The sequence below is a fragment of the Aeromicrobium sp. PFPM2_SD2 genome, assembly GCF_057364525.1.
On record NZ_JBNFNZ010000200.1, the window covers coordinates 1 to 4,301 of the forward strand.

Annotated in this window: 5 protein-coding genes; 4 read left to right on the forward strand and 1 reads right to left on the reverse strand. The window is 72.4% G+C overall.

The features are described 5' to 3' along the window. Positions 1–811: hypothetical protein (locus AC2W7G_RS10145; RefSeq protein ID WP_485868323.1), on the reverse strand; the 811-nt coding region annotated here is incomplete at its 3' end. An 11-nt stretch (positions 812–822) separates the two neighbouring features. Here AC2W7G_RS10145 and AC2W7G_RS10150 point away from each other — a divergent pair. From AC2W7G_RS10150 to AC2W7G_RS10165, 4 genes are all read left to right on the forward strand, one after another. Continuing rightward, positions 823–1,818, forward strand: coding sequence for a Bug family tripartite tricarboxylate transporter substrate binding protein (locus tag AC2W7G_RS10150; RefSeq protein WP_485868324.1), 996 nt, complete (start codon positions 823–825; stop codon positions 1,816–1,818). Continuing rightward, a complete protein-coding gene (locus AC2W7G_RS10155; protein WP_485868325.1) occupies positions 1,815–2,336 on the forward strand; it encodes a tripartite tricarboxylate transporter TctB family protein in 522 nt (173 codons plus the stop codon). The genes AC2W7G_RS10150 and AC2W7G_RS10155 overlap by 4 nt, the downstream gene beginning before the upstream one ends. Then, positions 2,336–3,841 (forward strand): tripartite tricarboxylate transporter permease, encoded by a 1,506-nt coding sequence (locus AC2W7G_RS10160; RefSeq protein WP_485868326.1) that lies wholly within the window; start codon positions 2,336–2,338, stop codon positions 3,839–3,841. The genes AC2W7G_RS10155 and AC2W7G_RS10160 overlap by 1 nt, the downstream gene beginning before the upstream one ends. Further along, a partial coding sequence (locus AC2W7G_RS10165) for a universal stress protein (protein ID WP_485868327.1) occupies positions 3,838–4,301 on the forward strand: 464 nt, incomplete at its 3' end. The genes AC2W7G_RS10160 and AC2W7G_RS10165, both read left to right, overlap by 4 nt.

Below are 4,301 nucleotides of genomic sequence, written 5' to 3' on the forward strand. Positions count from 1 at the left end.
GCGCGCGGGCGCCGTCGTTCAGCAGCGTCACGCGTCCCTCGCGCCCGACGGCCACGACGCCCTCACAGGATGCTGTAGTCAGCAGCGCCTCGCGGTGGTCGGCGAGCGTGGCGATCTCGCGCGTGCCCAGGCCCCGCGTGCGGCGCCGGACGATGCGCGAGACCAGCCACGAGCCGGCCACGCCGAGCGCCGCGCCGACACCGAGGAAGATCGCCAGGTCCGACGCCGAGTCGGTCAGCAGCTCCCACGTCGAGGGGTAGTCCTGCTCGGCGACGGTCAGGCCGACGAGCCGGCCGGTGTCGTCCAGGACGGGCGCGTGCGCCGCGACGGCGCGCTCCCCGTCGAGCGTCACGTCGCCGCTCCAGCCGCGTCCCTCCTGCACCCGGCTGCCCTCGAGGTCGGCCGGACGTCCGACGTCAGCGGGCTCGGACGACGCGACGACGGTGCCGTCGGACGCGGCGACGTAGACCCGGGTCGCGCCGACAGCCGCAGGGCGCGGTCCACCGCCGGGGCCAGCGAGCGGGCCGCGTCCGGGTCCCCGACCTGGCTGCGGACGACCGCGACGTTGGCCAGGTACTCGGCCACCGAGCGCATCTGCGACCCGCGCTCGTCGCCGAACGTCGCGGTGGACTGGCGCACCGAGATCGCAGCGACGATCCCGAGCACGACGGCGATCACCGCCAGCTGCAGCAGGAGCAGCTGACCGGCGAGGGTGGAGCGGCGAGCGCCTCGGGACCACAACGAACACAACCTCCGTTACGTGCGCAAGCGTGACGCAGGACACAGGTCGTGCGCATGATCGGTCGGACACAGGAGGTTCTCATGCTCTCGAGCACTCGGGCCCGCCGAGCGGTGCGGGCGGTCGCGGTCGCGCTGGCCGGCGTGCTGGTGCTGACGTCGTGCGGCGTCACCCGCGGCGACGACGACCCGTCCAACCGCCGGCTGCGGATGATGATCCCGAACAGCCCCGGCGGCGGCTACGACCTGACCGGACGGGCGGCGGCGGACGTCATGCAGTCCAACGAGCTGACCGGACGGTTCGAGGTCACCAACGTCCTCGGCGCCAGCGGCACCGTGGCCATGCAGCGGCTGCTGAACGAGGAGGGCGCGGACGACCTGCTCATGACCATGGGCCTGGGCGTCGTCGGCGCCGTCTACACGAACGGCTCGTCCGCCACGCCGGCCAAGGCCACGCCCATCGCGTCCGTCGTGGAGGAGCAGGAGGGCATCCTCGTGCCCGCCGACTCGCCGTTCGAGACGGTCGACGACCTCGTGGCGGCCTGGACGAAGGACCCGCGCTCGGTCACCGTCGGCGGTGGCTCGTCCCCGGGCGGTCCGGACCACCTGTTCCCCATGCAGCTGGCCAAGACCATCGGCGTCGACCCCAAGGACGTCAACTTCATCACCTACGACGGCGGCGGTCCGCTCACCACCGCGCTGCTCGGCTCCAAGATCGACGTCGGCATGTCCGGCCTCGGCGAGTTCGAGGGCCAGATCGAGGCCGGCGAGCTGCGCGTCCTGGCCGTCTCCGGCGAGGAGCGGCTCGAGACCGTCGACGCCCCGACCCTCAAGGAGTCCGGGATCGACCTGGTCTTCACCAACTGGCGCGGCATCCTCGCCCCGCCCGGCATCTCCGACGCGACGCGCGACTACTACATCGACCTGCTCACCGAGATGCACGCCACCGACGAGTGGCAGGAGGCGCTGAAGCGCAACGGCTGGAGCGACAACTTCGCCACCGGCGACGACTTCGGCCGCTTCCTCGAGGAGCAGGACGAGCGCGTCCGCACGACCCTGAAGGAGCTGGGACTCGCATGAGCACCACGCACACCGACCCCGCGCCCACGCGCCGCCGGGTCGTCGACACCGCCCAGTACGGGCTCGCGGCCTTCCTGGTCGTCGTCGGCGCCGTCGTCGTCTGGGACGCCACGACCCTGCACGCCGGCTTCGCCGACCAGCCCGTCCAGCCGTACGCGATGCCGTACGTCGTGGGCGCCGGCCTGCTGCTGCTGGGCGTGCTGCTCGCCGTGGCCACCGCCCGCGGCGACGTGCCCGAGGCCGAGGAGGGCGAGGACGTCGACCTCAGCGCCGGCTCGGACTGGGTGACCGTCGCCAAGCTCGTCGCCGTCTTCGTGGTCAACGTGGCCCTCGTCGACTGGCTCGGCTGGGCGATCACCGGCGCGATCCTGTTCGCCGGCTCGGCCTGGGCGCTGGGCAGCCGCACCTGGGTGCGGGACGTCGCCATCGGCGTCGCCCTGTCGCTGCTGACCTGGTACGGCTTCTACGTCGGGCTCAACATCCCGATCCCGGCCGGCGTCCTGGACGGGGTGCTCTGATGGACCTGCTGCTCGAGGGCTTCCAGACCGCCCTGACCCCGGAGAACCTGCTCTACGCCGTGCTCGGCGTGCTGCTCGGCACGGCCGTGGGCGTCCTGCCCGGCATCGGTCCGGCCATGACGGTGGCGCTGCTGCTGCCGGTCACCTACAACGTCTCGCCCAGCAGCGCGCTCATCATGTTCGCCGGCATCTACTACGGCGGCATGTACGGCGGCTCGACGACGTCGATCCTGCTCAACACGCCCGGCGAGTCGTCCTCGGTCATCACCGCGATCGAGGGCAACAAGATGGCCAAGGCCGGACGTGCCGCCCAGGCGCTCGCGACGGCAGCCATCGGCTCGTTCGTGGCCGGCACGATCGGCACGATCCTGCTGGTGCTGCTCGCCCCGAGCGTCGCGGACGTCGTGGTGCAGCTCGGCGCGCCGTCCTACTTCGCGATCATGCTGCTGGCGCTGCTGGCCGTCACCACGGTGCTCGGCTCGTCGAAGCTGCGCGGCTTCATCGCGCTGTTCCTCGGCCTGGCCATCGGCCTGGTCGGCACGGTCACCGGCCAGTCGCGGCTCACGTTCGGCTCGCCGCTGCTGGCCGACGGCATCGACATCGTGGTGGTCGCGGTCGCGATCTTCGCCGTCGGCGAGGCCCTCTGGGTCGCCGCCCACCTGCGCCGGCGTCCGCTCGAGATCATCCCCGTGGGCCAGCCCTGGATGAGCAAGTCCGACTGGGGACGCTCGTGGAAGCCGTGGCTGCGCGGCACCGCGTACGGCTTCCCGTTCGGCGCCCTGCCGGCCGGCGGCGCCGAGGTGCCGACCTTCCTGTCGTACCTGACCGAGAAGCGGCTCTCGAAGCGGCCCGAGGAGTTCGGCCACGGCGCCATCGAGGGCGTCGCCGGCCCCGAGGCGGCCAACAACGCGTCCGCCGCCGGCACGCTCGTGCCGCTGCTCGCCATCGGGCTGCCGACCACGGCGACCGCCGCGGTCATCCTGCTGGCGATGCAGAGCTACGGCATCCAGCCCGGTCCGCAGCTGTTCGACAACGAGCCCGAGCTCGTCTGGGGCCTGCTGGCCAGCCTGTTCGTGGCGAACCTCCTGCTGCTCGTCATCAACCTGCCCATGGCGCCGCTGTGGGCCAAGCTGCTGCAGATCCCGCGGCCGTACCTGTACGCGGGCATCCTGTTCTTCGCCTCGCTCGGCGCCTACAGCGTCAACTTCCAGGCCTTCGACCTGGCGCTGCTGCTGGCCTTCGGGCTGCTCGGCCTGGCGATGCGCCGCTTCGGTCTCCCCGTGCTGCCGCTCATCATCGGCGTCATCCTGGGACCGCGGGTCGAGGCCCAGCTGACCGAGGCGCTCGCCATCTCCCAGGGCGACGTCAGCACGCTGTGGAGCGAGCCCGTGGCCGTGGTGGTGTACGTGGTGATCGTGCTCGTCGCGCTGGTGCTGGTAGGCAACAAGGCCCGCACGCGGTCCAGCGACCAGAGAGGGGACGTCGACATGGGGGTGGACGCATGACCGTCGTGGTGGCCTACAGCGCCGACCCGCTGGGACAGGTGGCGCTCGAGCACGGGGTCGAGCAGGCCCGCGTGCGCGGCGAGCGGCTGCTGGTCGTGAACGCGACCCGCGGCGACTCGTTCGTCGACAAGCAGTTCGCCTCCGAGGAGGCGCTGGCCCAGATCGGCCAGCAGCTCGCCGACGCCGGCGTCGAGTCCGAGGTGCGTCAGGAGGTGGTGAGCGACGTGGCCGGCGGCCTCGTCGACGCCGCCCGCGGCGCCTCGCTGATCGTCGTCGGCGTCCGGCAGCGCAGCCCCGTGGGCAAGATGCTGCTCGGCAGCGTCACCCAGAAGGTGCTGCTGGACGCGGACGTCCCCGTGCTCGCGGTGTCCACGTCGCCGTCGGGCACGCCGGACGCGCCGGTCGTGGTCGCCTACCGCGACGACGCGCCCGGGGGAGGGCCGCGCTCGGCTACGCCGCG